General features: G+C 59.9%; 20 protein-coding genes, 1 tRNA gene and 1 pseudogene. 18 read left to right on the plus strand and 4 right to left on the minus strand.

All coding sequences use genetic code 11. From position 1 onward, the window contains the following. The first annotated feature begins 41 nt into the window (after window positions 1-41). From F8N44_RS07430 to pgaD, 6 genes are all read left to right on the plus strand, one after another. Window positions 42-677 carry an NADH:ubiquinone oxidoreductase subunit N gene (locus F8N44_RS07430; RefSeq protein ID WP_150649868.1) on the plus strand — a complete coding sequence of 212 codons (636 nt, stop codon included), beginning with the start codon at window positions 42-44 and terminating at the stop codon, window positions 675-677. 292 nt (window positions 678-969) lie between these two features. Further along, a complete protein-coding gene (locus F8N44_RS07435) occupies window positions 970-2475 on the plus strand; it encodes a YdgA family protein (protein ID WP_150649869.1) in 1506 nt (501 codons plus the stop codon). Window positions 2476-2733: 258 nt separating this feature from the next. After that, window positions 2734-5214: a poly-beta-1,6 N-acetyl-D-glucosamine export porin PgaA gene (gene pgaA / locus F8N44_RS07440; RefSeq protein ID WP_150649870.1), complete on the plus strand. Its 2481-nt coding sequence runs from the start codon at window positions 2734-2736 to the stop codon at window positions 5212-5214. A gap of 12 nt (window positions 5215-5226) precedes the next feature. After that, window positions 5227-7224, plus strand: a complete 1998-nt coding sequence (gene pgaB / locus F8N44_RS07445; protein WP_150649871.1) for a poly-beta-1,6-N-acetyl-D-glucosamine N-deacetylase PgaB — start codon at window positions 5227-5229, stop codon at window positions 7222-7224. 1 nt (window position 7225) lies between these two features. Then, window positions 7226-8581: a poly-beta-1,6-N-acetyl-D-glucosamine synthase gene (gene pgaC, locus F8N44_RS07450; RefSeq protein ID WP_150649872.1), complete on the plus strand. Its 1356-nt coding sequence runs from the start codon at window positions 7226-7228 to the stop codon at window positions 8579-8581. Further along, window positions 8578-9105 carry a poly-beta-1,6-N-acetyl-D-glucosamine biosynthesis protein PgaD gene (gene pgaD / locus F8N44_RS07455; RefSeq protein WP_150649873.1) on the plus strand — a complete coding sequence of 176 codons (528 nt, stop codon included), beginning with the start codon at window positions 8578-8580 and terminating at the stop codon, window positions 9103-9105. Before pgaC ends, pgaD begins: the two co-directional genes overlap by 4 nt. A 90-nt stretch (window positions 9106-9195) precedes the next feature. Here the strand turns inward: pgaD and F8N44_RS07460 are convergent, their stop codons facing one another. Continuing rightward, complete coding sequence (locus tag F8N44_RS07460) at window positions 9196-10719, minus strand: FAD-dependent oxidoreductase (protein WP_150649874.1); 1524 nt, start codon at window positions 10717-10719, stop codon at window positions 9196-9198. 139 nt (window positions 10720-10858) lie between these two features. Here F8N44_RS07460 and F8N44_RS07465 point away from each other — a divergent pair, with 139 nt between their 5' ends. The 5 genes from F8N44_RS07465 to F8N44_RS07485 all read left to right on the plus strand — a co-directional run bounded on the left by F8N44_RS07465 (window position 10859) and on the right by F8N44_RS07485 (window position 14671). Beyond that, window positions 10859-11419, plus strand: coding sequence for a YbhB/YbcL family Raf kinase inhibitor-like protein (locus F8N44_RS07465; protein WP_150649875.1), 561 nt, complete (start codon window positions 10859-10861; stop codon window positions 11417-11419). 86 nt (window positions 11420-11505) lie between these two features. Next, a complete protein-coding gene (locus F8N44_RS07470) occupies window positions 11506-13185 on the plus strand; it encodes a vWA domain-containing protein (RefSeq protein ID WP_150649876.1) in 1680 nt (559 codons plus the stop codon). 30 nt (window positions 13186-13215) lie between these two features. Then, complete coding sequence (locus tag F8N44_RS07475) at window positions 13216-13797, plus strand: RNA polymerase sigma factor (RefSeq protein ID WP_150650061.1); 582 nt, start codon at window positions 13216-13218, stop codon at window positions 13795-13797. After that, window positions 13794-14390: a hypothetical protein gene (locus F8N44_RS07480; RefSeq protein ID WP_150649877.1), complete on the plus strand. Its 597-nt coding sequence runs from the start codon at window positions 13794-13796 to the stop codon at window positions 14388-14390. Before F8N44_RS07475 ends, F8N44_RS07480 begins: the two co-directional genes overlap by 4 nt. Before the next feature lie 20 nt (window positions 14391-14410). After that, the gene (locus F8N44_RS07485) at window positions 14411-14671 is read left to right on the plus strand and encodes a hypothetical protein (protein WP_191630873.1); all 261 of its coding nucleotides are present in this window, start codon (window positions 14411-14413) and stop codon (window positions 14669-14671) included. A gap of 77 nt (window positions 14672-14748) precedes the next feature. On the opposite strand, the gene F8N44_RS07490 is transcribed toward F8N44_RS07485, so the two are convergent. Beyond that, window positions 14749-14825, minus strand: a tRNA-Arg gene (locus tag F8N44_RS07490). Window positions 14826-15267: 442 nt separating this feature from the next. Between F8N44_RS07490 and gabD the strand changes: the two genes are divergently transcribed. The 3 genes from gabD to F8N44_RS07505 all read left to right on the plus strand — a co-directional run bounded on the left by gabD (window position 15268) and on the right by F8N44_RS07505 (window position 19521). Continuing rightward, window positions 15268-16710, plus strand: a complete 1443-nt coding sequence (gene gabD, locus F8N44_RS07495) for an NADP-dependent succinate-semialdehyde dehydrogenase (protein ID WP_150649879.1) — start codon at window positions 15268-15270, stop codon at window positions 16708-16710. Between the two features lie 185 nt (window positions 16711-16895). Next, a complete protein-coding gene (gene gabT / locus F8N44_RS07500; RefSeq protein WP_007917687.1) occupies window positions 16896-18173 on the plus strand; it encodes a 4-aminobutyrate--2-oxoglutarate transaminase in 1278 nt (425 codons plus the stop codon). Between the two features lie 136 nt (window positions 18174-18309). Then, window positions 18310-19521: a response regulator gene (locus F8N44_RS07505; protein WP_150649880.1), complete on the plus strand. Its 1212-nt coding sequence runs from the start codon at window positions 18310-18312 to the stop codon at window positions 19519-19521. A 142-nt stretch (window positions 19522-19663) separates the two neighbouring features. Here F8N44_RS07505 and F8N44_RS07510 read toward each other — a convergent pair whose 3' ends face one another. Further along, complete coding sequence (locus tag F8N44_RS07510; protein ID WP_150649881.1) at window positions 19664-20653, minus strand: GGDEF domain-containing protein; 990 nt, start codon at window positions 20651-20653, stop codon at window positions 19664-19666. 143 nt (window positions 20654-20796) lie between these two features. After that, window positions 20797-21981 (minus strand): delta-9 fatty acid desaturase DesA, encoded by a 1185-nt coding sequence (gene desA / locus F8N44_RS07515; RefSeq protein WP_150649882.1) that lies wholly within the window; start codon window positions 21979-21981, stop codon window positions 20797-20799. A gap of 146 nt (window positions 21982-22127) precedes the next feature. On the opposite strand from desA, the gene dibA reads away from it, so the two are divergent. From dibA to F8N44_RS31645, 4 genes and pseudogenes are all read left to right on the plus strand, one after another. Then, the gene (gene dibA / locus F8N44_RS07520) at window positions 22128-24047 is read left to right on the plus strand and encodes a phosphodiesterase DibA (protein WP_150649883.1); all 1920 of its coding nucleotides are present in this window, start codon (window positions 22128-22130) and stop codon (window positions 24045-24047) included. Window positions 24048-24285: 238 nt separating this feature from the next. After that, on the plus strand, window positions 24286-24468 hold the full coding sequence (gene oscA, locus F8N44_RS07525) for a sulfur starvation response protein OscA (RefSeq protein ID WP_007917682.1): 183 nt from the start codon (window positions 24286-24288) through the stop codon (window positions 24466-24468). A 134-nt stretch (window positions 24469-24602) separates the two neighbouring features. Further along, the gene (locus tag F8N44_RS07530; protein WP_007917681.1) at window positions 24603-25616 is read left to right on the plus strand and encodes a sulfate ABC transporter substrate-binding protein; all 1014 of its coding nucleotides are present in this window, start codon (window positions 24603-24605) and stop codon (window positions 25614-25616) included. A gap of 173 nt (window positions 25617-25789) precedes the next feature. Beyond that, window positions 25790-26268: pseudogene (locus F8N44_RS31645) on the plus strand (sulfate ABC transporter permease subunit CysT); the annotation flags it as partial.

Genomic DNA, 26268 nt, shown 5'->3' on the forward strand with positions numbered 1-26268 from the left:
TTCAGCGCACATTGCTAGCGCTGGTCTAGGGGAAACCAATAATGAAAAACCCTTACGCTCTCGGCTTCTGGTGCGCCCTCGCAGTGCTGGTGCTGCTCTCGGCCACCTATTTCTACGGCATCATGCTGGCCCACCAGATCGACAAGGCCATGGTTTTCCTCGACAGCGCCGTCGCGCTGATTGCGGTCATGGCAATCGTCGTGGTTGCCTGGGCGTCGCTCCAGGTGCAGCGGGTAAAGAAACGGCAGCTTGAACAAGGCAAGACTCTGGTGCTGATCTGGGACACAAAAGTTGCCCTGCGCCGGGTCGAAACCGTGTTCGACCGGTATTTCTGGGGCAGCTACTGGCAACCCGGGCGGACCTTCGCCGAAGTCATGGGCGAACTCACCGGCACGCCACTGGAAAAAAGTCTCGAAGCGCTGAAAAAGCAGTGTCTGGAACTCGACAAGCAGATTGATGGCGAGGGCTGGCACTGGCTCAACAATGCCCGGGAATTGTCCGATGTTGCTACAGCCATGGCCCGTGAGCGTTATCAGCTGGATTTCTGTGACCCGCGCGCCGACGTGGCGGGCGGGGCGGTGATTGATCGGGATTTTGAAGTGCTGGTGTATACCTGGACTGCGCGGCTGAAAAGTTTTGATCATCAGCTGGATGAGATCGAGGTTCAGTATTCCTGATTCTCGGCTGAATCATCTGGCCCCTTCGCGAGCAGGCTCGCTCCCACAGGTACAGCGTTGTCCTTGTGGGAGCGAGCTTGCTCGCGAAGGCGGACTGAAAAACACCGAAACTCTTCCCGCCTGTCGACTGTCCACAATTCCCATAGACACTCTTTAACCTTTAAACATTGGGCCAGCTCACGCGCCCGGTGCTAATCTCCACCGCTGAATTCAGCGCAGTCGAGCCGCGACCCGGTCACGGGTTCAGGGAAGACGACCACACTCACAGCCACGGAAATCGATCAGGTCATTCATGAATAAATCAGCAGGCGTGCTCCTCGGAATTGTAGTTGCCATCGGCGCGATCAGCGCAGGCGGGGCCTGGTACACCGGGACCAAGATCGAAGGCGTATTGAACAACGCCGTCAGCAACGCCAACCAAGAGCTGCAAACGGCCATGGCCGGTTCCAATGGCACTGCGTCGCTGGAACTGGTGTCGCTGGATCGCCACACCTTCACCAGCACCGCGCACTATCGCCTCAAGGGTGAAGGCGAGATGTTCGGTGATGCGCCAGTCGAACTGCTATTCGTTGACCACATCGAGCACGGCCCGCTGCCGTTCTCGCGTCTGGTTTCGCTGAAATGGCTGCCAGTCATGGCTACCAGCAACTACGAGCTGGAAAAGAACCCGGCCACCGAGAAGTGGTTCGCCGCCACCAAGGGCGCCGCGCCGCTCAAAGGCGTGACCAGCATCGGCTACGACGAATCGACCACCAGCACCCTCGATCTGCTGCCGTTCGAAACCGCGCTGGATGAGCAGTCGAGCCTGAAGTTCTCCGGCCTGACCATGAATATCTCCGCTAATGCCAAAGCGCAGAAGGTCAAGGCGGACGGCTATATGGACAACCTGAAACTGGTCACCGTTGCTGACGATCAGGCGCCGGTACAGGTCGAACTCAACGGTCTGACCCTGGCCAGCAACCTCGCCAAGAGCAGCTACGGTTACTACACCGGGGAAAACACCCTCGTGCTGACCAACAGCAAAACCACCTTCGGCACCAAGCAATCGGTGCTGGGCGTGAAGAACTTCGAAATGAAAAACCTCACCGAAGAAAACGGCAGCAATGCGTCTGGCCGTGCTGACTACAAGATTGGCGAAGTCAGCCTCAACGACAAGAAAGTCGGCTCGGCGAACATGGCCATGAGCCTGAAAAACCTCGACATCCCGTCGACGATGTCGCTGATGCAGATTTACCAGACCAAACTGCAGCCTTACGAAAAAGCCGCCGCCGAAGCTGCAGCCCAGGGCTTGCCAGCGCCAGAGCTGAACCTGACCGAAGCGGAAAATGCGCAAGTCAAAGCCGATCTGCAAAAGCTGCTGGCCGCCGGCCCACAGTTTGCGCTGGAAAACCTCTCGTTCAACACCGCCAACGGCGAGAGCAAGGCCAATCTGGTGATCGATCTGACCAAGCCGCAATCGTTGGATTTGCCGCCGGATCAACTGGGCAAACAACTGATCGCACTGCTGGATCTGAATATCCAGGTGTCAAAGCCGATGCTGGTCGATCTGCTCAGCGTGCAGGCGCAGCTGGACGGTCAGACCGATGCCAAAGCCATCGTCGATCAATCCAAGGAAGCGGCCGATATGTTCGCCGGCATGGCCGTCGGTTCGCAGTTGGCCGTCGTCGACGGCACCAACGTCGTGACCAAGCTGCATTACGCCGCCAATCAGGTCGAATTCAACGGCCAGAAGATGACCGTCGAGCAGTTCGTCGGCTTCCTGATGAGCAAGTTCGCAGGCGTCACGCAAGTGCAGTAATTCTGCGTTCTTAATAGCAACGCCCGGCCTCTGTGTTGAACAGACGCCGGGCGTTTTGCTATCTGGCGTTTGGGTTTTTGGTGTTCCGGCGAAGCCGTCGCGAGGATTCTGAACAATTATTGTGTTCTGGATTCTGGTCAACGCTTGCGTGCAAAACTGCCTGACTAAGCTTGGCCGTTGCATGTGCATTGGCGGCCACCGTTACGAAAGGGCAAGGAGGGCATTGCGACCCGGCTGGCCATGTAAGGATGCTGACGAATGCCGCGTATTGATGTTCCTGTATTACATCGTGGTTTACGCCCTTTGTTTCGAGTCGCGCTGTGCAGCCAATTGCTCTGGCCGGCACTGGCGTTTGCCGACACACCCTACGATCAGATGGTGCGCGACGCCCGTGCCGGGCAAACCACGCCGGCGCTGACGGTTTTGCGTCAGGTGCCACCCGGCCAGTCGACCACCGGGCAGATCAGCGATCACCTGCAAATTGCCAGTTGGGCCGGCCTCGATGCCGAAGTGGTGCAGGTCTATGAAACCCAAGGCCGCGACCGCGTGCTGCCGGTGCAGGCGCTGACCGCCACTGCGCGCGCCTACCGCAACCTCAAGCGCTGGGATCAAGCCACTCAGGTCTACAACAAGGCTTTGGCGCTGGAGCCGGATAACGCCGACCTGCAATTGGGGCTGGCCCTGACTCAGGCTGACGCCGGTAAACCCGACGAAGCGGTGACCCGCGCCAAAGCGCTGGTGGTGGCCAAACCCGATGATCCTTCGCGCCGTCTGGCGCTGGGCTACGCGTTGACCCGCGCCGGCAAACAGTTCGACGCCCTGTTCGAATACGATCAAGCCTTCAAACGCGCCGGCAGCAAACCGGAAGTCGCCCGTGAATACGTGGTCGCTCTGCAAAAGGCGCGTCTGCCGGAACCGGCGTTGCGTCTGGCCAATCAACGTCCGGGTCTGATTGATCCGGTGACCCTGCGTCGCCTCGAAGGCGACCTGGCCGCCGAGCGCGTGCGCCTCGCCGAACTTGCTACCCGCAGCGAAAAAGAACGCTACGTCATCGCCGATCGTGCGCTGGCCGACTACGACAAACTCCTCGCCACCTGGACGCCGGACGCCAGCGCTCTCGATGACGTGACCCGTTGGCGCATCGACCGCATGGGTGCGCTCAAGGCCCGGGCGCGTACCGCTGATGTCATCACCGAGTACCAAAAGCTGCAAGCCGAAGGCGTGAAGATTCCGACCTACGCGCTGCGCTGGGTGGCGGCGTCTTATCTGGATCAACGTGAGCCGGAAATCGCCACCGACCTGTATCGCCAGGTGCTGGCGGCGCCGGACGCAGATGTCAGTGATCGCCTCGAAGACACCACCGCGCTGTACTACGCATTGCTGGAAAGCGACCGTGCCGATGAAGCGCGCAAAGTCGCTGAAAACGCCGCCAAGTCCCAGCGTCCGCGTGTCGAACTGAAAGGACTGCCCATCGGTAACCCGAACGACGAATGGATGGACGCCCAGCAACTGGCCGCGCAGGCCGGCACCTACGGTTCCGATCTGCCCCATGGCGAGGAGCGCTTGCAGACGCTGGTCGATCAGGCGCCGGGCAACGTCGGTTTACGTCTGGCTCAGGCCGATCTGTACCTGGCCCGCAACTGGCCGCGCCGCGCAGAAATGCAGCTCAAGGAAACCGAGAGCATGGTGCCGCGCTACATGGGCCTGGAAATTGGCCAGGCCCACACCGCCATGGAATTGCAGGAATGGCGGCAAATGGACGCGCTGACTGATGACGTCGTCGCCCGTTATCCGGATAACCGCCAGGTGCAGCGTCTGGCCCGTGAGCGCGAAGTGCATGACATGTCCGAGTTGCGCGTCGAAGCCTACGGCGGCAAGGCCAATGGCGGCGGCAGTGGCGATGCCGGAGCCGTCAGCGGCAGCCGCGATTTTGGCATCCAGACCACCCTGTACAGCCCGCCGATCGATGAAGACTGGCGCGTGTTCGCCGGCGTCGGTTATGCCACCGGCGACTTCGCCGAAGGCACCGGGCACCACCGCTTCCAACGCGTTGGCCTGGAACGCCGTACTCGTGACATGACCCTTGAAGCCGAAGTGTCCAATCACGATTACGGTTTCGGCGACAAACAGGGTGCGCGGCTGGCGATCGCCCGCGACATCAATGACCACTGGCAGTACGGCGGCAGTCTCGAATACCTGTCGGCCGAGACGCCATTGCGCGCGCTCAACAGCGACATCAAGGCCAACGGCGGCAGCGGTTTCATTCGCTGGCGCGCCAATGAAAGTCGCGAGTGGCGCCTGTCGGTCAGCCCGTCGCACTTCAGCGACGGCAACAACCGCGTCGAAGCCTTGCTCACCGGGCGCGAGGGCGTCTACAGCGCGCCGAACGTGCAGGTCGATGCGGGACTGGAAGTCGGCACCAGCCACAACTCCAAGTCCGATGACGTGCCGTATTTCAACCCGAAATCCGACTTCAGCGTGATGCCGCTGGTCAACGTCAATCACGTGCTTTACCACCGCTACGAAACCTCTTGGAGCCAACAATTCCAGGCCGGTGCGGGAACGTACAGCCAGCGTGATCACGGCACCGGCGGCATGGCCCTGCTCGGTTACGGCCAGCGTTATGCCTGGAACGACGTGTTCGAGGTGGGCGGTTTGTTCAGTGTGATCAACCGGCCCTACGACGGTGATCGGGAGACCGATCTGCGTCTGCTTGTCGACCTCACTTTCCGCTTCTAGAAGAGTTTGAAGATGCCTTTGATTTCGCGTTTCATCCTTCTGCTGGGAGTGCTGCTGGTCAGCGCCTGCGCCCAGCAAGCTCCGGCCTTTGCGCCGCCGTCCGAGCGCCCGCTGGCGGCCAGTGAAAAACCGTGGCCGAAAAATCACGTGCTCGGCATTGCCTATCACGACGTCGAAGACCGCGATCCCGATCAGGCCGTGGTGGCGGTGCGCACCGAGCGCATGATCGAACAACTCGCCTGGCTGCGCGAAAACGGCTACAAACCGGTGACGGTCGACCAGATCATGGCCGCGCGCAAGGGCGGCCCGGAGCTGCCGGCGAAAGCGATTCTGCTCAGTTTCGACGACGGTTATTCGAGCTTCTACACTCGCGTGCTACCGGTGCTGCGTGCCTATAACTGGCACGCGCTGCTGGCGCCGGTCGGCAGCTGGATTGACACGCCGCTGAACCAGCCGGTGGACTTCGCCGGCGCGCCGCGTGCGCGTTCCGACTTCCTGACCTGGGATCAGATTCGCGAAATCTCGCAATCCGGTCTGGTCGAAATCGCCGCGCACACCGACGCCAATCACAAAGGTATTTTGGCCAACCCGCAGGGCAACCTGCAGCCCGCGGCGGCCACCCGGCGTTATGACCCAGTGACCAAACGCTATGAAACCGAGGCCGATTTCCAAGCGCGGATCCGCACCGACGTGAACAACATCTCGGAAAAAATCCGCAAGGTTACCGGCAAGAAGCCGCGTGTCTGGGTCTGGCCGTACGGCGCGGCGGACGGCGCATCGCTGACTGTGGTCGGCGAGGAGGGCTACGAAATGGCCCTGACGCTGGACGACGGTCTCGACGCCCTCGACAACCTGATGAGCAGCCCGCGCTTTCTCGTCGCTTCGGATCCTGACGGCGAGCACTTTGCCAACAGTATCGTCGACGTGCAGTCGGATTTCGTCATGCGCGTTGTGCATGTTGATCTGGACAACGTTTACGACCCGGATCCGGCGCAGCAGGACATCAACCTCGGAAAACTGGTGCAGCGCATCGCTGACTTGGGCGCCAACACGGTGTTCCTGCAAGCCTTCGCCGATCCAAAGGGCGATGGCCTGGTGCATTCGCTGTACTTCCCCAACCGTCACTTGCCGGTGCGTGCGGATATTTTTAACCGCGTCGCCTGGCAACTGCGTACCCGCGCTAACGTGAAGGTCTTCGCGTGGATGCCGGTGCTGAGTTTTGGTCTCGACTCGAAACTGCCGCGCGTGACCCGTTGGGACCCGAAAACCGGCATCACCTCGGTGGATCCGGATCAGTACCAACGCTTGTCGCCGTTCGATCCTGAAGTGCGACGGATCATCGGTGAAATCTACGAAGACGTGGCGCGCCTGACCTCGGTCAACGGCATTCTTTACCACGACGACGCGGTACTGTCGGATTTCGAAGATGCTGGTCCTGAAGCCTTGAAAGCCTACGCTGCCCACGGTTTGCCAGGTTCGATTGCCGCATTGCGCGACGATCCGGCAGCGATGCAGCGCTGGACGCGCTTCAAGAGCAAATACCTCATCGACTTCACCAACGAGCTGACCGCCAAAGTCCGTGCGATTCGCGGTCCGCAGGTGCTGACCGCGCGCAATATCTTCGCCGAGCCGATGCTCAATCCCGAGAGCGAAGCATGGTACGCACAGAACCTCGATGACTTCCTCGTGACCTACGACTGGACGGCACCGATGGCCATGCCACTGATGGAAAAACAGACCCTGGCCGAGTCCGGCCCGTGGCTGGAAGCGCTTGTGGCTACGGTCAAAAAGCGTCCCGGCGCACTGGATCGAACGGTGTTCGAATTGCAAGCACGCGACTGGACCAAGAAGGATCGAGCCGACATCGACGGTGCCCTTCTGGCGGACTGGATGGGCCGTCTCAAGCGTCAGGGCGCGACCAGTTTCGGTTACTACCCGGACAACTTCCTCGACAACCTGCCGGACCTGAAAACCGTAAGGCCTGCGCTCTCCAACAAATGGAATCCATAACATGCTGGATAGACTGTTAGCCCTGCTTGTTCTGGCGCTCGTCCTCGGCGTGCCGCTGGGGCTGATCTTCCTTGTCACCGGGCAGTTCCTGATGGACTTCGTGTTCTTCTACCCACTGTTCATGTCCGGGTTGTGGATTGCCGGTGGCCTGTATTTCTGGCTGCACTGGGAACGTCACTGGCCGTGGCAGGACGACACCCTGCCGCCACCACTGGAAGGCGAGCCGCTGATCTCGATCCTGATCCCTTGCTACAACGAAGGTGACAACGCCGCCGACACCATCCACGCGGCGCTGGCCCAGCATTACCCGAACATCGAAGTCATCGCGATCAACGACGGCTCCAAGGACAACACTGCCGAAGTGCTCGACGCGCTGGCCAAGGAAGATCCTCGTCTGCGCGTGCTGCATCTGGCGGAAAACCAGGGCAAAGCCGTCGCATTGCGCATGGGCGCCATCGCGGCGCGCAGTGAGTATCTGGTGTGCATCGACGGTGACGCGCTGCTGGCGCCGAACACGGCAGCCTATCTGGTCGCGCCGATGCTGGATAACGCACGCCTTGGCGCGGTGACCGGCAACCCACGGATTCGTACGCGCTCGACGCTGGTCGGGCGGGTTCAGGTGGGCGAGTTCTCGTCGATTATCGGTCTGATCAAACGAACGCAACGGGTGTTCGGGCGGATCTTCACGGTCTCTGGGGTGATCGTCGCGTTTCGCCGCACGGCGTTAAACCGGGTTGGCTACTGGAGCCCGGACATGATCACCGAAGACATCGACATCAGTTGGAAGCTGCAACTCGATCACTGGAGCATCTTCTACGAGCCGCGTGCGTTGTGCTGGATTCTGATGCCGGAAACCCTCGGCGGTTTGTGGAAGCAGCGTTTGCGCTGGGCTCAGGGCGGAGCCGAAGTGCTGTTCAAGAACATTCGCGGCATCTGGCAGTACCGCCATCGTTACCTGTGGCCGCTGCTGTTTGAATACTGCCTGTCGACCGGTTGGGCGTTTACGTTCCTGTTGTCGGTGATCTTCTGGGGCGTGGGCAAGTTTGTGGTCATGCCGGAGGCGATCGCGGTGGATCACCTGATGCCGCCAGCGTTTACCGGGTTGCTGCTGGCATTTGTCTGCCTGGTGCAGTTCGCCGTCAGCATCGTCATCGACCGACGCTACGAGCCAGGGTTGGGCAAGACCATGTTCTGGGTAGTGTGGTACCCGATCGCTTTCTGGTTTGTCAGTTTGCTGACCACGCTGGTCAGCTTCCCGAAAGTGCTGTTCGGCCAACATCAGAAACGTGCGCGTTGGGTCAGTCCCGACCGGGGTATCAGGCCGATTGGTGACGACGAAGAGGAGGTCATCAAATGAAAATCATCCGGACTCGCCAGCGACCTTTTCTGGTCGTGGTCGATGTGGTGCTTACCGTGGTTGCGTGGGTGGGGCTGCTGTTTCTGCTGATCCGTGGCTTGTGGCCGCTGGTCGAAACTCACGCGGGCGGCCCGCTGATCGATAAATCTGCGTTCGACGCGCTGGGCACCCTGAAAATTTATCTGTGGATTGCCTTGGTCAACGCGGTGATTCTGATTTCCTGGGCGCGTTATCAACAGCGCAAGAGTCGCAGTTTCGCGCAACGCCGGTTGCCTTCGCCGGTGATCGACGATGAAGGGTTGAGCAAGAGTTTCAAACTTTGCGATGACCGCTTTCAGAAACTGCGCACGCCCGGGGTGATGACCATTCACAACGATCACGAAGGCGACATCAGCCATGTGGTGACGCATTTCTGGCCGGTGCAACAGCAGGAATTGCCACCGCCGCTGGCACCGCTGGAGCATCCGCGGGTGATTTTCCTGCATGCCGAAGATGACGATAATCGCGAACCCCTGATCCGATAAAAGACCTGTAGGAGCTGCCGAAGGCTGCGATCTTTTGACGTTGAAGATCAGAAGATCGCAGCCTTCGGCAGCTCCTACACTGGATCGTTGTCAGACCTGGACCAATGCCCAAGCCTCTTCCATCGGCAACGGCTGCTTCATCCTTTCTGCCAGCACGGCCATCGCACGTTCTTTTTCGCAGGCGACCGCAGCGACCAGCACACCGTTTCTGCCAAACAGACCAATGAACGGCGGATGTTCGGGCTCACCAAGAAACTGCACCTCATCCCAATGTTCAGCATGGCCGAGGTAGTCGTAGTTCTTGCCGAAATGCCAGGTCCAGAAGAACGGCACGTCGAGGTAATGTTCGTCGCCACCGAGCATGTTGGCGGCAGCGATGCGTGCGTGCTGCTGGGCCAGTCGCCAGTGCTCGATGCGTTGCGGCTGGCCGTGGAGCGGGAAGGTGGCGATGTCGCCGATGGCCCACAAGTTTTCGTGCAGGCGCATACAGTCGTCGACACGCAGTGATTGATCCTTTTCCCTTGGCAGTGACGCGAACGCTTCGGTCGCCGGATGCACGCCGATCCCCGCAAGTACAAGGTCGGCTGAAAGCCGCAGGCCATTGTCCAGCAACACGGCCTCGACTTTGCCGTCGCCGATGATCTCTGTGGCTTGGTGATCATCGATGAATTTCACCCCATGTTCTTCGTGTAATGAACGAATGGCTTTGCCCACGGCTTCACCGAATTGAGCGGCGAAGGGGATAGCGTGGCGGGCGAGTACGGTGACGTCGAGGCCGTGCTGGCGCAGAGCCGAAGCGCATTCAAGGGCGATGAAGCTGTCGCCGATGATCACTGCGCGCTGATCGGAACGGGCTGCGCTCATGATCCGTTCGGCCTGGACTTTCGAGCGCAATACGAAGACCTGCGGCAGGTCAGCCCCGGGTAATTCCAACAGGTTGGGTTCGCCGCCGGTGGCCAGCACGGCGGCGTCGTAGCGCAGGGTCTGGCCATCGCTCAGGTGCAAAATCCTGTTGGCGGCGTCGAGCGCGGTGAGTTGTTTTTCCAGTCGCTCGATGCGCTGCTCTTTATAGAAGGTTTCATCTCGCAGCGGCGGCGCTTCCTCGGGTGGCATTTCCCCAGCGAGGACAAATTTGCTCAGCACCGTGCGGTCGTAACCGGCATCGGCCTCGCGGTCGATCATGACGATGCGGCCACCGAAACCCTTTTCCCGCAGCGCCGCCGCACATGCCGTACCGGCGGCACCCGCGCCGACAATCACGAACGTACGCGGATCATCCGCCGGAGGTGTGTGTGCATCGGGCAACGGTTGTTCATCGACCCAAACCTCATCGCCGCGCAGCTCCAGTGGATACCGCTTGAGGCTGTCGAGGGCGGGCGGCTCACACAGTGCGCCGTCCTCCGCGCGAAACGCAGCCTTGTGCCACGGGCAGATCAGGCGTCCGTGACACACCGCGCCGTCAGCCAACGGCGCGCCGGCATGTGGGCATTCGCCTTGAAAGGCGCGTAGCTGCTCACCGACGCGCAGCAGCACAATCTTGCAGTCGCCGATTTCAACTTGCAGGCCACGGTCTTCTGGGACATCGGCAATACGGGCGACACGGTGCAGGGACATGATCGGCTTCCTCGCGGGCATTTCTCTTGTGAGTTTGCGCCGTAGTACGAGGTTCAGCCATTTGCCACTGCCACGGCACGAACGGTACGGCTATAGTTTGCAGGCCGACGACGGCCCAACTGCACAAGGTGCTCCCGGAATGACCCGATTGACCTCTCTCAACCCCTGGCTGGCGGCCCTTGCCGTCACCCTTTGCGTGCAGTTTCCGGCGCAGGCCCAGGAGCGTTTCACCCTGAGCATCCCGGGTGTCTCCGATAACCGCCTGTTCACCTCGGCGGCGGCCAGCGATGCCGCCGGTTGTGGCGGCAAGAACCAGTCGCCGGCCCTGAGCTGGAACGCAGGGCCTGCCGGTACCCAGAGTTACGCGATCGTCATGCACGACCCGGACGGCCAGAAAGGCCTGGGCGTCGATCACTGGATTCATTACGGCATCAAAGCCACCACGCACCAGATTGCCGCGGGCGTTGGCGCCAAATCCGCGTTCGAAGGCGTCGGCGGCACCAACAGCAAGGGCAACACCCATTACATGGGGCCGTGCCCGCCAGTAGGCGACAGCGCGCACCACTACATCATCCAGATCTACGCACTGGATCTGGCCCCGGATGCCTTGCCCGCCGGTTTGACCCGCGCTGAGCTGATGGAAAAAATCAAAGGCCATGTCCTGCGTAACAGCAGTGCGGTGCGGCGTTATCACCGCTGAAATATTTTTAGCGGCGTTTAACCCGAACTGAAAGGGCTGCCCGTCTCAGTGGATGAATGATCAATTTCATCCCGAGGTCAGCCCCCATGTCTCATTCTCTCTTGCGTCCTGTTGCGGTTGCCGTGCTGCTGGCGCTCGCCGGTTGCGGTGCCTCGTCCACACCCGATTCCGCTGCTGTACCAGCGCCGGCGCAGCCTGAGGTGCTGGTTCAGCAGGAAGCGGTCATGGCCGGTGGAGCGATGGCCAAGCGCATGGCTCATCCTGCGCCCATCGCCAGTTTCGCGGCGATGCCCAGCGCAGACAGTTACCCACAGGGCTACCGTGACGAGCCACGCGAGCAGTATCAAAAACTGGCCGATAACCCGATCCACAGCGTCGCCGAAACCCCGGTTTCAACCTTCAGCGCTGACGTCGACACCGGCGCTTATGCCAACGTCCGCCGCTTGCTCAATCAGGGGCGTCTGCCGCCGGAAGGCGCGGTGCGGCTGGAGGAAATGGTCAATTACTTTCCCTACGACTATGCGCTGCCCAGCGATGGCTCGCCGTTTGGCGTGACCACTGAACTGGCCGCCTCGCCGTGGAACCCACACACCCGACTGCTACGCATCGGCATCAAGGCCTCCGACCGCGCCATGGCGGAACTGGCCCCGGCCAATCTGGTATTTCTGGTTGACGTGTCTGGCTCGATGGATCGTCGCGAAGGCCTGCCGCTGGTCAAAAGCACGCTGAAATTGCTGGTCGATCAGTTGCGTGATCAGGATCGCGTGTCACTGGTGGTGTATGCCGGCGAATCCAGAGTGGTGCTTGAACCGACTTCCGGGCGCGAGAAAGCGAAAATTCGTACAGCAATTGAGCAATTGACTGCGGGCGGTTCGACCGCAGGTGCCTCCGGTATCGAACTGGCTTACCAAATGGCGCAGCAGGCCTTCATTCCCAAAGGCATCAACCGCATCCTCCTGGCCACCGATGGTGACTTCAATGTCGGCGTCAGTGACTTCGACAGCCTCAAACAAATGGCTGTGGATAAACGCAAAAGCGGGATTTCGCTGACGACCTTGGGTTTTGGTGTGGATAACTACAATGAACACTTGATGGAGCAACTGGCCGACGCCGGCGACGGTAACTACGCCTACATCGACAATTTGCGCGAGGCGCGCAAAGTCTTGGTGGATCAGTTGAGTTCGACGCTTGCCGTGGTGGCGAAAAACGTCAAACTGCAGGTGGAGTTCAACCCGGCGCAGGTCAGCGAATACCGCCTGCTCGGCTACGAAAACCGTGCGTTGAAGCGTGAGGATTTCAGCAATGACAAAGTCGATGCCGGGGAAATCGGCGCAGGACACACGGTGACCGCGCTCTACGAAATTGTTCCGGCGGGTGAGCAGGGCTGGCTGGAGCCACTGCGTTACGGTAAATCGGAGCCGGTTGTTTCCGCGAAGAACGGAGAATTGGCGATGCTGCGTGTGCGTTATCAACGGCCTGAAGGTGGGAAAAGTCTGCTGATCGAACGGCCGATCGCCAATCAGGTCGCATCAGCCAGTGAAGATCTGCGTTTTGCCGCTGCCGTTGCCGCGTTCTCCCAGCAACTCAAGGACGGTCGTTATACCGGCGACTTCAGCCTGAAAGACACCGAAGTGCTGGCCCGTGGCGCTCGTGGCGATGACCGCTTTGGCCTGCGCAACGAGTTCGTGCAACTGGTCGAATTGGCGCAAAGTCTGCGCACTTCGAGCGCTTCGAACGCGCTGGCCACTGAACGACGGATTGAATAAGTGAGTCGTCTGAAAGGCTTTATCAGCCAGCTGTTTGCCTCGGCAGACAGCTCAACCGCCAGCAGCGATGAAGCGCTGCTGGCGCGTTATCGCGAGGGCGACGGCGCCGCGTTCGAGATCTTGTATGCCCGCCATCGCCAAGGCTTGTACCGGTTTCTACTCGGATTGAGCGGCAAACCGGAACTGGCCGACGAGGTATTTCAGGAGACCTGGCTGAGCCTGATCCGCAGCGCCAGTCAGCCACAAGGTCGGGCGACTTTTCGTACGTGGTTGTTCCAGATTGCCCGCAATCGCCTGATCGATCACTGGCGCAAACACGGCGCCCGACAGCCGTTGCATGACAGCTATGACGAACAAACCCATGCCGTCAGCGACGAAGCGACCGATCCCGAACAACTGCTGAGCCTCAGCCGTGACAGTCAGCGCCTTGAAAACGCCCTGCAAACCCTGCCCGCTGACCAGCGCGAAGTGTTTCTTCTGCGTGCCCACGGCGACCTCGATCTGGCACAAATCGCCAGCCTCACCGAAACACCGCTGGAAACCGTCAAAAGCCGCTTGCGCTACGCCCAGCAAAAACTGCGTCGGCTGCTGGCCGAGGAGGTACTGACATGACTGACGCCCGCCAGACACCGGAAGATTCGGTGATTAAACATGTTCGCGAACAGCACAACGCTGAACCGCCAGCGCATCTCGATGCATTCATCCTCAACGCTGCGCAGCGTCAAACCCTTGCGCCGAAACCAAGCCTGTGGCAACGCTGGCTGGATGCTTGCCGCAAACCACGCTGGCAAGTCGCGTTCGCCAGCCTCGTTGGCGTGGCATTGATGCTGTCGCTGGTGCAGCGCGCCCCTGAACCGCTGCGTCAGTACGACTACGCCCCAGCCCCCAAGCTTGCTGTACCCATGACCGACACGGACTCAGCGCAACTGCACCGATTGTCCGCCCCGGCCGGCGCCATGCCAGCACCTGTGCCGATGATGGAAATGGCCGCACCGATGCAAGATCACGCCAGCAGCGCCGATGAAGCCAAATTCAGCAAACGCGCCGCCGCGCCGGTCAATGGCCTCGACGCGCAACTGCGCGAAGTCCTGCGCCTGCGCGAATCCGGCCAATCGCAAGCCGCCGACAGCCTGTTCAACAACCTGCACAAACGCTACCCGAATGCCGATCTCGACGCCCGACTCGAACAGTTGCAGAAAAAATGACCGCCTGATCCCCCAGCCATTTGGCATTGCCCCGCAAAAACGCGCACTATCGGGCTATTGCCAATGCGCTGGAGGACAACGTGGCAGCAAAAATTGACCGCATCGCCCAACTGCTCAACTGCCCGGAGAAGGGCGAAGAGATGCGGCGAGCGATTACTGAAGCGCGTAAGGAATTTCTGCTGAATCAGCAGGAAGAAGATGTCGTTGATGAAGACGAGGTTTTCGAAGAGGAGGAAGAGGACGACGATGATTACGACGAATTCGATTGGACGACGGAGTGACGTCATTCCAGTCCTTTTGCATCGGCCACAAAAAAGCCCCGGACCATCACAGTCCGGGGCTTTCTCGTTTAAATCAATGGCGCACCAGGCGGGATTCGAACCCACGACCCCTGCCTTCGGAGGGCAGTACTCTATCCAGCTGAGCTACTGGTGCAGCGGGCGACATCATACCTAGGTCGGCTCGGGGCGTCCATGCTGGGTTTCGGCGCGGATTGTCAGTATGCGTGTCGGCGCAAATCGCTGCATTCCATAAAGCTGTAACGTCCTGCAAAACCCTCGCTTGGCGCTTTCTCGGGACTGTTCTATGGTTTTGTTGCAGCTGAGGCTTTTGGCTCGTTGATCTGAAAAATTCCACAAACGCGGCGTTTTTGTTCTTTTTTTCGAACGACCTATTGTCCTTTAACCCCTTTGATCCTACGATCCGTTTGAGATTTCAAACGCTCGTTGACCGGGCGTTGAAGCGCCGGTGTTTCGAATCGTGCACTGTCGATGCGCCACACCCGGTCACTGATTTCCCTGACGGCAGCCTTGCGAGGCGCCTTTCTACAATCATAATTTGCTCCGCGCAGGCCGCGGTGCTGTTAAGGAAAGCCGACATGCAGCTTAAAGACACCCTGTTGTTCCGCCAGCAAGCCTTCATTGATGGCGCTTGGGTCGATGCGGACAACGGTCAGACGATCAAGGTCAACAACCCGGCCACCGGTGAAATCCTCGGTACCGTGCCAAAAATGGGCGCTGCCGAAACCCGCCGTGCCATCGAAGCCGCTGACAAAGCGCTGCCGGCCTGGCGTGCACTGACCGCCAAAGAGCGCGCCGGCAAGCTGCGTCGCTGGTTCGAACTGATGATCGAGAACCAGGACGACCTCGCGCGCCTGATGACCCTCGAGCAGGGCAAGCCGCTGGCCGAAGCCAAGGGCGAAATCGTTTACGCCGCCTCGTTCATCGAGTGGTTCGCCGAAGAAGCCAAGCGCATCTACGGTGATGTGATTCCGGGTCACCAGCCAGACAAACGTCTGATCGTGATCAAGCAGCCAATCGGCGTGACCGCTGCGATCACCCCGTGGAACTTCCCGGCGGCGATGATCACCCGCAAGGCCGGCCCGGCACTGGCCGCCGGTTGCACCATGGTGCTCAAGCCTGCTTCGCAAACTCCATTTTCCGCTTTCGCCCTGGCCGAACTGGCTCAGCGCGCGGGCATTCCTGCGGGCGTGTTCAGCGTGGTGTCGGGCAGCGCCGGCGACATCGGCAGCGAGCTGACCAGCAACCCGGTCGTGCGCAAACTGTCCTTCACCGGTTCGACCGAAATCGGTCGTCAACTGATGTCGGAATGCGCCAAGGACATCAAGAAAGTCTCGCTGGAACTGGGCGGCAACGCGCCGTTCATCGTGTTCGACGACGCGGATCTGGATAAGGCCGTCGAAGGCGCGATCATTTCCAAGTACCGCAACAACGGCCAGACCTGCGTCTGCGCCAACCGTCTGTACATTCAGGATTCTGTCTACGACGCGTTCGCCGAGAAGCTGAAAGTGGCTGTGGCCAAACTGAAGATCGGCAACGGTCTGGAAGACGGCACCACCACTGGCCCGCTGATCGACGAAAAAGCCGTGGCCAAGGTGCAGGAGCACATTGCTGACGCCGTAGCCAAAGGCGCAACCGTGCTTGCTGGCGGCAAGCCGATGGAAGGCAACTTCTTCGAGCCGACCATCCTCACCAACGTGCCGAAAAACGCCGCTGTGGCCAAGGAAGAAACCTTCGGTCCACTGGCGCCGCTGTTCCGCTTCAAAGACGAAGCCGAAGTGATCGCGATGTCCAACGACACCGAGTTCGGTCTGGCTTCGTACTTCTATGCTCGCGACCTCGGTCGTGTGTTCCGTGTCGCGGAAGCGCTGGAATACGGCATGGTCGGCGTCAATACCGGGCTGATCTCCAACGAAGTCGCGCCGTTCGGCGGCATCAAGGCTTCCGGCCTGGGCCGTGAAGGCTCCAAGTACGGCATCGAAGATTACCTGGAAATCAAATACCTCTGCCTGGGCATCTAAGCTCGGACAAGGATCGCTGCAAACGCAAAGGGCACGAGAGCGCTGCCCCTTTGCGTCGTTTCAAACCGGAATTTTCTCTGCGGCCAGGAACGCCGTGGCAGTCGATCATCGCATGCTGCCACCGTCGATTTCTCCCGCTTAATCCTTGAACCACGCCGCCCGATGAGCGGCGAATGAGGACTGTAATGAGCAAGACTAACGCTGAACTGATGGCCCGTCGTACCGCAGCTGTTCCACGTGGTGTTGGCCAGATTCACCCGATCTTCGCTGAGTCGGCCAAGAACGCTACCGTGACTGACGTTGAAGGTCGTGAGTTCATCGACTTCGCTGGCGGCATCGCGGTACTGAACACCGGCCATGTGCACCCGAAAATTATCGCTGCCGTGACCGAACAGCTGAACAAGCTGACTCACACCTGCTTCCAGGTACTGGCTTACGAGCCTTACGTTGAGCTGTGCGAAAAAATCAACGCCAAGGTCCCAGGTGATTTCGCCAAGAAAACCCTGCTGGTCACCACCGGTTCCGAAGCCGTGGAAAACGCCGTGAAAATCGCTCGTGCCGCCACTGGCCGCGCTGGCGTGATCGCTTTCACCGGCGCTTACCACGGTCGCACCATGATGACTTTGGGCCTGACCGGTAAAGTCGTGCCTTACTCGGCCGGCATGGGCCTGATGCCAGGCGGCATCTTCCGCGCGCTGTACCCGAACGAACTGCACGGCGTGAGCATCGACGATTCGATCGCTTCCATCGAACGCATCTTCAAGAACGACGCCGAGCCGAAAGACATCGCGGCGATCATCATCGAGCCGGTTCAGGGTGAAGGTGGTTTCTACGTTGCGCCGAAAGAATTCATGAAGCGTCTGCGCGCCCTGTGCGATCAGCACGGCATCCTGCTGATTGCTGACGAAGTACAGACCGGCGCTGGCCGTACCGGTACGTTCTTCGCCATGGAACAGATGGGCGTTGCTGCTGACCTGACCACCTTCGCCAAATCCATCGCTGGCGGCTTCCCGCTGGCCGGTGTGTGCGGCAAGGCCGAGTACATGGACGCCATCGCTCCGGGCGGCCTGGGCGGTACTTACGCCGGTAGCCCGATTGCTTGTGCCGCTGCGCTGGCGGTGATGGAAGTGTTCGAAGAAGAACAACTGCTGGACCGCTGCAAGGCTGTTGGCGAGCGTCTGGTTACTGGTCTGAAAGCTATCCAGGCCAAGTACCCGGTGATCGGTGAAGTCCGTGCCCTGGGCGCAATGATCGCGGTCGAGCTGTTCGAAAACGGCGACAGCCACAAACCGAACGCTGCTGCTGTAGCGTCGGTTGTGGCCAAGGCGCGCGACAAGGGGCTGATCCTGCTGTCCTGCGGCACCTACGGCAACGTTCTGCGCGTCCTGGTACCGCTGACTTCGCCGGACGAGCAACTGGACAAAGGTCTGGCGATCATCGAAGAGTGCTTCTCCGAGCTCTGATCTCCCCGTGTGACCTGATCGACAAAAACCCGCTTCGGCGGGTTTTTTTACGCCCCTTGAAACACATCGAGCGCTTTAGCGCTGTATCGAATGGCCAGCATTGGCTAAGGTTCAGGCATTGCAAGGGAGCGCGTGCATGACTGCCGTTGAATTACCCGCTGTACCGCGAGTGTTGATTGCCGAGGCCGATCCGTGGTCTCGCGACCTGCTCAAACAAGTCTTGCTGAACGTGCGTTGCGACGCACGGCTGGATCTGTGTGCCGACGGCCAGCAAGCCCTGTCGATGCTCAGTGAGGTGCCATATGACCTCGCAATCGTCGATTGGGAGTTGCCGGGTGTCGATGGTTTGAATGTGCTGCGCAGCGTGCGTCAGCGCAAACGCAATCCGCCGTTGCCGTTCATTCTGATGAGCAGCCGCAATGACAGCGCCAGTGTGCGCGAAGCGATTCCGTTGGCACCAACTGCCTATCTGACCAAGCCGCTGAACATGGAAAATCTGACCGAGCGTTTGCAGGGTTTACTGCTCAATGCCGGTGAAGAAGTGTTCTGTGAGGTGCCGGCACTGGCGCCGGGCATGACCTTATCAGTGTTTCTTGAGCGGCGCCGCGAGCAGGCCGACGGCGCGCCGTTAATGACCGATGTGCAGGTGGCGGTAAAGCGCAGCCTCAATCCCAATGGCCTCGATCTGAAGCTGCTGGAAGATGAGATCAAGACCGATCCACAGATCACGGCGGTGTTGATCGCTGCGGCCAACAGTGCGGCGCAGCACCACGGCGCACCGGTGCAAACGCTGGCCCAAGCCCTGCATCGCTTGGGTACCGGGCAGAGCATGAATCTGATTCTGGGGCTGGCACTCAAGCGCAGCGCCAGGCTCAGCGACCCGTGTCTGGCGGACTACGCCGAGCGTTACTGGGGGCTGTCGCTGCACACCGCTGAATACGCGCGCACCCTGGCGCGTTTGCTCGATCTCGATCAGGAGCGCTGTTACTGCGCGGGCATGCTGCATCGCTTGGGTGATCTGGCGTTGCTGCGTTGTCTGCAGGAATGGCAGCAGGCGGGTGGTGAGCTGGATGAGCTGGAGGAAGTTGGCGAGGCGTTGGCCGAGTTTGGCGCGGCGTATGGTTCGGCCCTGCGTACTCGCTGGCGATTGCCGCTGGAGCTGCGTGAGCTGATTGCGTCGGTCTATCAGCTCGGCGGTGGCGTGTATTCACGTGAGGCGCTGGTGATGAACATGGCGGCGCAGATGGCGCATCTGACTGAGCATGAAGGCGTTGAGGAACTGGCGAAGAGCCGCACGGCGCGGTTGCTCAAGATCGGCTTGCCGGAATTGATGCGGATGCGCAAATAACCCGGTTCACCCACATTCCAAATGTGGGAGCGAGCCTGCTCGCGAAGACGGATTGCCATTCAGCACATCATTGTCTGATACGACGCTTTCGCGAGCAGGCTCGCTCCCACAGTGGGTTTGTGTTGAGGCGGGAGGACGGGGGTCAGGCAGAGATAATCCGGTTCTTGCCCTGCCGTTTGGCCTCATACATTGCCGCATCCGCCCGGGCGAACAGGCTGTCGAGGCTTTCGTCTTCTCCATTAAGGCTGGTCAGCCCCTGGCTGACAGTGATGCCGTACGTCTGGCCGTCATGGCTGAAACTCAAACGCTGAATCTCCTGCTGCAACCGCTCAGCCACTTGCATGGCCATTTCCGGCGCGCACCCTGGAAACACCGCCGCAAATTCTTCCCCGCCAATTCGTCCGAACAGGTCTCCTCGACGCAACGACCCGCGCCCGCACTCGGCAATTCGCTGCAGCACGTTGTCACCCTCCGGGTGGCCGTAGCTGTCGTTGATCACTTTGAAGTCATCGATATCCAGCAGTAAAAACGCCAGTGGTGAACCTTGCTGCCGCGCTTCTTCGAACTCGCGGTTGGCACACTCGAAGAAGTGCCGGCGATTGCTGCTTTGCGTCAGCACGTCGGTGGTCGCCAAGCGATGCAGTTCGGTTTCCATCTGCTTCTTGTCGGTGATGTCTTCGGCGATGCCGACGATGATCACCGGCTGACCGGGTTCGTCCTGACGGTTGATGAAGCATTTGTCGCTGAGCCAGCGCACCCGGCCGTCGGCGGCGATGATCCGGTATTCGCGATCTTCCATCGCGCCTTTTTGCAGCACTTCAGCGAGGCTGCGTTCGGCGTAGTCGAGGTCATCGGGGTAGATGCTGTCGCGCCACTGGTTGTAGTCGGCGAGCAGCAGGCCGGCGGAGCGGCCGAAAATCCGTTCATAGGCGGGGCTGACATACAGCACCTGCCGGGTTTCCCAGTTGAAAGCCCAGAGCACGGCGTTGACGCTGACCAACAGTGAGCTGAACAGCTGCTCGCGTTCGCTCAGGCGGGCGACCTCGCCTTGGGCGTGCATCAACGCCATCAGGGTTTGCGCGGCCTCGGGCCACTGCGGGAAGGATGAGTCTTTTTGGTTGTTATTGACCATCGGCACAGATCTCAAAGGACGTGCCGCAATTCGACAACGGCCACAGTACAGCCCGCCGGGATGGCGAAGTGTCTTTGAGATAGGTGATTTTTAGCGAAGTTCCGAAGGGTGCACCCGGGAGCCGGGTGCACCGATCAACGGTCTCAGACCGCCGCAGGACGCAGCGAGTAGGTTTTCAACTGATCAGCAAATTCACGCAGGGACTGGATACCGCTGGCTTCTGCCTCGTGAATCCATTCCTTGATGGCGGCGAGCATGTCGTGGCCGTTTGCGCTGGTCTTGACCCAGATCTGCTGCAGGGCCAGGCGTTTTTCGTAAATTACCTTCAACGCCTGGCTGTGCTCGAGCATGGTCTGGATGCGCAAGTGGTGACGATCTTCCAGCAGGCTGGTTTCCCGCGACAGCAGACGCTTGGCGCGGTGAAACTGGTGGCGCACCGAGTGATCGACCTTGGCCAGCTCTTGTTTGACCAGCGGGCCGATCACCAGCTTGCGGTACTGAGCCATGATCTGGAAGCGGTTGTTGAGGATGGCCATGGCGGTGTCCATATCCAGATTGCCCTTGCCTTCAACGCGGTGGGCGATCGGCGCGACACGCTGAACCTTGGCCAGACGCAGGAAGCTGAAGACTTTGATCCACGCCCAGCCGAGGTCGAATTCCCACTGCTTCACCGACAGCTTGGCCGAGTTAGGGTAGGTGTGATGGTTGTTGTGCAGTTCTTCGCCGCCGATCAGGATGCCCCACGGCACCAGATTGGTCGCCGCGTCGCGGCATTCGAAGTTGCGGTAACCGACAGCATGGCCGAGACCGTTGATTACGCCGGCAGCCCACACCGGGATCCACATCATCTGGATCGCCCAGATGGTGATGCCGATGGTGCCGAACAGCAGCAGGTCGATAACGCCCATGATCGCCACGCCCAGCAGCGGGTAGCGGCTGTAGACGTTGCGCTCGATCCAGTCTTCGGGGCAGTTCTTGCCGTAGATGCGCAGGGTTTCCGGGTTCTGCGCTTCGGCGCGATACAGCTCGGCGCCGGTACGCAGCACGGTGGAAAGGCCTTTGATGACCGGGCTGTGCGGGTCATCTTCGGTTTCGCATTTGGCGTGGTGTTTACGGTGGATGGCGGTCCACTCGCGGGTGTTCTGCGCCGTGGTCAGCCACAGCCAGAAACGGAAGAAGTGCTTCAGCCCGGCATTCAGCTCCAGCGAGCGATGAGCCGAGTAGCGGTGCAGATAGACCGTGACGGCGACAATTGTCACGTGGGTCATCAGCAGGGTGACTGCGACCAGAGACCAGGCCGACAAGCCAAGAAAACCTTCGTACCACATAGGCTATAGGGCCCTCGATAAAGATAAAAACAGCCGTTGCATTATCACCAAGCACACAGATAAAACCAGTCGCCCTTTCAGATAAGAGTCGCTGAATGTTTCTTGACCTATAATTCCAACCTTTTTGTAGGGACATGGATAGCCGAATGCCTGCCACTTACCGCGATGCTTTGCGTGCAGCGCTGCTCTATCTCGTGCTTGCTGCTCTCTGGCTGCAAGGTACTGATCATTTATTAAACAATTTCTTCGATAACACCGTCGATCTTGCCCGATGGCAACTGATCAACGGTTACGTCTTCGCGGCGTTCAGCGCCGGGCTGATTTTCCTGGCGCGAGCGCGTTTGTGGGAGTTCCTCGGGATTGGCGCGCGTTTGCGTGAGCGCCACGCTGATCGCGAACGGCTGCGCCAGGCGGCGGCAGTGTTCGATTGCACCCGCGAAGGCGTGTTGGTCACCAACCGTGATGGACTGATTGTGCACGTCAACCGTGCCTTTATGGAGATCACCGGCTATCAGCGCGAAGAAGTGCTCGGTCAGCAGCCGAGCCTGTTCAAGTCCGGCCACCATCCGCCGGGTTTTTATCAGGCGATGTTTGCCACGCTGGCAACGCAGGGCGAATGGAGCGGCGAGATCTGGAACCGGCGTAAAAGCGGCGAGATTTATCCCCAGTGGCAGACCATTCGGGTCATTCACGATGATCAGGGCTGGCTCAGCCATTACGTTGCGGTGTTCTCCGATATCAGCGCAATCAAGGATTCCGAGCATGAGCTCAAACACCTTGCGCACCACGATCCGCTGACAGATCTGCCCAACCGCCTGCTGTTCAGCGATCGCGCCGAACAGGCACTGGCCTCGGCGCAGATCCACAAGCGCGGCTGTGCGTTGCTGATGCTCGATCTTGATCATTTCAAAATGATCAACGACAGCCTTGGTCATAACATCGGCGATCGTTTGCTCAAGGCTGTCGCGGCGCGGTTGCAGGAGCTTTTCGGTCCCGGCATTACTCTGGCCCGCCTCGGTGGCGATGAGTTCGCGGTGCTGGCGGAAAGTTGTCCACAGCTGGTGCAGGCAGCGGCGCTGGCGCAACGCATTCTCGATGCACTGAAGGAGCCGTTCCGCATCGATGGCCACGAACTGTTCATCAACGCCAGCATCGGCATCAGCCTGTTCCCCAGCGATGCATTGAGCGCCGATCAACTATTGCGCAATGCCGACGCGGCGTTGTTCAAGGCCAAAAGTAGCGGTCGCAACGGTTACGCCTTGTACACCGAAGAGCTCACCGCGCACGCTCAGCAACGGGTGGAAATCGCCTTTGAGCTACGCCGGGCGCTGGAGCAGCAGGAGCTGCGGGTCTACTACCAACCGGTGCATGACTTGAAAACCAGTCGCCTGATCGGCGTTGAAGCACTGGTGCGCTGGCAGCATCCGCAGCGCGGTCTGGTCTCGCCGGCGGAGTTCATCCCGATAGCCGAGCGCACCGGTCTGATTGCCGAAATCGATGCCTTGGTGATGCGGCAGGCATGTCGGCAGATGTGTGAGTGGCAGCAGGCCGGGCTCGTGCTGTCGTTTGTCGCGGTGAATGTTTCGTCACGATTGTTCGCCCGGCGTGAGTTGTATCAACAGGTCGCGCAGGTGCTGCATGAAACCGGTCTGGATCCGGCGTATCTGGAGCTGGAAGTGACGGAAAGCGCGGTGATGGATGATCCGGAGGTGGCGCTGGAGCAAATGCATCGTTTGCGCGAATTGGGCATTCGCCTGGCCATCGATGATTTCGGCACGGGTTACTCGTCGCTGCTGCGGCTCAAGCGCTTGCCGGTGCAGAAACTGAAAATCGATCAGGGCTTCGTCGCCGGACTGCCGTGGGATGAGGATGATGCGGCGATTGTCCGGGTGATTATCGCGCTGGCCCGGAGTATGGGCATGCAGGTGCATGCCGAGGGTATCGAGCAGGTTGAGCAGGCGGCGTTTCTGTTGGGGCAGGAATGTGATCTGGGGCAGGGGTACTGGTTTGGACGGCCGGTTCCGGCACAGGAGATTGACTGGGCGAGAACTCCGGTGATTGGTTAAAAGATCAAATGATCGCAGCCTTCGGCAGCTCCTGCACCGATCCCTGTAGGAGCTGCCAAAGGCTGCGATCATTTGCTTCAACAGGCTGCAAGCCCTTGCCCCGCCACATAATGTTTTCTAGTTATATAAACATTCTTAAATAGTCTTTTTAAGAATATCCGTGCCTCTCTTATATTGCTCCCACGCCGAACGCAGTGCCGCCCACTGCCAGGCAAATCCCATTCAAAGGAGCAGCACCATGAGCGCATCCCTTCGCAGCGTTGACGGTCAGGACGAAAGCACCATCTTGCGTGAAATCCAGAGCGCCCTGCGCGATCTGCGTTTCGGCGCGGTGGAGATCACTGTGCACAACGCGCAGGTCGTGCAGATCGAACGCAAAGAAAAATTCCGTTTGCAGCAACCGGGTAAACAACCGGGCTAAAAGATCGCAGCCTGCGCCAGCTCCTACGGGGGATTCATGTAGGAGCTGCCGCAGGCTGCGATCTTTGAACCGGCAACACGATTTCCGAAATACATAAGAAAAAGCCACCACCAAGAATTCCAGGAGCTTTCACCATGTCGTCGATTCGCCGTTACGCTTTGGCCGCGCTGGCCAGCGCTGTGTTTGCCGGTTCCGCGGTTGCCAAGGATTACGAGCTGCTCAACGTGTCGTATGACCCGACGCGTGAGCTGTATCAGGACTACAACGCTGAATTCATCAAGTTCTGGCAGAAAGACCACGCTGGCGACACCGTGAAAATCCAGCAATCCCATGGCGGTTCGGGCAAACAGGGCCGTGCGGTGATCGACGGTCTGCGCGCTGACGTCGTGACCCTGGCGCTGGCCGGCGACATCGACGAAATCGCCAAACTCGGCAAGACCCTGCCCGCCGACTGGCAGAAGCGTCTGCCGGAAGCGAGCACGCCGTACACCTCGACCATCGTCTTCCTGGTGCGCAAGGGCAACCCGAAAGGCATCAAGGACTGGGGCGATCTGGTCAAGAACGACGTCTCGGTAATCACGCCGAACCCGAAAACCTCCGGCGGCGCCCGCTGGAACTTCCTCGCCGCGTGGGCCTACGGCCTGAAAGCCAACGGCGGTGACGAAGCCAAAGCCAAAGAATACGTACAAACCCTGTTCAAGCACGTGCCAGTGCTGGATACCGGTGCACGCGGTTCGACCATTACCTTCGTCAACAACGGTCAGGGCGACGTGCTGTTGGCCTGGGAAAACGAAGCGTTCCTGGCGCTGAAAGAAGATGGCGGCGCCGACAAGTTCGACATCGTCGTGCCTTCGCTGTCGATCCTCGCCGAGCCGCCAGTGGCGGTGGTCGACAAGAACGCCGAGAAGAAGGGTAACGAGCAGATCGCCGAAGCCTATCTGAAGCACCTGTACAGCCCGGCCGGTCAGGAAATCGCCGCGAAGAACTTCTACCGTCCGCGTGACAAGGACGTGGCCGCCAAGTACGCCCAGCAGTTCCCGAAACTGGACCTGGTGACCATCGACAAGGACTTCGGCGGCTGGAAAACCGCACAACCGAAATTCTTCAATGACGGTGGTGTGTTCGACCAGATTTATCAGGCGCAGTAATCTGACTTCAGCCACACATCAAGCCTGAAGCCAGGCGCGAAAAATGTGGGAGCGAGCTTGCTCGCGAAAGCGGAGTGTCAGACGACGTAGAGTTGGCTGATACTCCCTCTTCGCGAGCAAGCTCGCTCCCACATTGGTGCGTTCAGCGGAATGCTTTTTAACCAAGGACTTTTATGTCGCGTCGTATCTCCCCCGTCATACCCGGCTTCGGGCTGACGCTGGGCTACACCTTGGTGTACCTCAGCCTGATTGTGCTTATCCCGCTGGCGGCGATGTTCGTCCACGCCGCCCAACTCACCTGGGATCAGTTCTGGACGATCATTTCCGCACCACGGGTGCTGGCCGCGTTGAAGCTGAGCTTCGGCACCGCGCTGTGTGCCGCGATCATCAACGGCATCATCGGCACGCTGCTGGCGTGGGTGCTGGTGCGCTACACGTTCCCGGGGCGCAAGGTGATCGACGCGATGATCGATCTGCCGTTCGCCCTGCCGACAGCGGTGGCCGGTATCGCGTTGACCGCGCTGTACACCCCGACCGGTCTGGTCGGGCAATTCGCCGCCGACCTCGGTTTCAAAATCGCCTACACGCCGCTGGGTATCACCCTCGCGCTGACTTTCGTGACGCTGCCGTTCGTGGTGCGCACGGTGCAACC

Source organism: Pseudomonas fluorescens, from assembly GCF_902497745.1.
GTDB classification, from domain to species: Bacteria; Pseudomonadota; Gammaproteobacteria; order Pseudomonadales; family Pseudomonadaceae; genus Aquipseudomonas; species Aquipseudomonas fluorescens_BM.